Here is a 1,297-nt window from a genome sequence, read left to right on the forward strand (position 1 = left end):
ACATCGGCCAAACCGACCAGGCCGTCATTGAACTTATCGAGCGAACTGAGATTAACAGTCAAAAGGTACAGCTCATGCCGCTTCGCTAATTCACGGCACAGGTGCCACACGCGAAGATCATGGCCGTTGTGGAGGCTAGCGAGCCGTTTATGTGTGATCACTAGGATGCGCATCACGAGGACTCATTGATTGTCGATTGAGTGGAATCACACACAGCACGATGCTCGCTGACCAGACCTCTGACTCGGCCTGTGTTGATTGGAGCCCAGTTGGCTCGTTGACGCAACGGGAGGCGGCGCTCCCCAGTGGATGCAGCGTCTCGCCCCGTTGCTCTTCGTGAGTAATACTTTGGCATCGGCGTCTGGCGTAAACCCGACAGAAACCGCCATGGCGCAACTCCAGCGGCTGCTGCGCGATGCCCGCAAAGCCCGCCGTCATTCGACTGTGGCGGCTCTGATCCGGACCTGAGATGCCGAACGACAAGGTACTGGTGATTCAATGGTTTTCACGTTGCTCGACGGCTTTTGGCTAATGGTCGCGAAATGGTCGGCGCTGACAGCGTCAATGCCCACTACGATCCCAAGTTGAAAGAAGCGCGCATCAAGCTTCCCAAGCGTGGTCCGAAGTTCCCGACCGACGCCAAGCTCGTCCATGCGGCGATCAGGGGCTCAAGCCTGGCCGCCAGCACGGCCTCAAGCTGCGGCAATCGTATCTGCGCATCCTCAAACGCGCCGAGACAACCTTCGCCTCGTCCTTGCCTGGTTGAGGATGCCAGTGCGCCTAATCCTGCCCGCCCCATGGCGCCTGCACGCCTTCGTGTTCCGGCCTGGCGGATGCCGATCGTCGGCGACGATGGCACTCTTCACCCTGAACCCGTGAGGCGTACCGACGTTACCTTTGCCGATGCTTCGGATTGATGATCCGGTCGAAACGCGTCCGGAAGCGGTCGCTCGATCGTGCCCTCCTCTGTGCTTAGACGATGTTCCCGCCCGCTCACGCGGATGCCTCGATCGAAGAGATCGCGCAGCATTGCGATAGCGATGCCAAGAAGTAGTCCTCCACCGATCGCTATTCCGAGCACGTTTCTAGGTTYTGGCGCACTTGCCCTCAAAGGAGGGGACGCCCCGGTGACGAGACTCGCCTCAAAAACCGGCGTGGATTGTTGTTGCGTTGCTTCCGTCTTACGCAGCACGCGGCGAAAATTATCATAGGCGCTTTTTGATGTTTCCGCAGCGGCTGCCAATTTATCGATCGTAGCAGCTGAATCCGCCGGATCTTTCCGATTCTTACTATAATC

General features: G+C 58.2%; 1 pseudogene. It reads right to left on the reverse strand.

The features are described from left to right. Window positions 1–862: 862 nt before the first annotated feature. Window positions 863–1,297: pseudogene (locus ACXJL8_RS41385) on the reverse strand (hypothetical protein); the annotation flags it as partial.

The sequence above is a fragment of the Bradyrhizobium sp. P5_C11_2 genome (assembly GCF_054049755.1).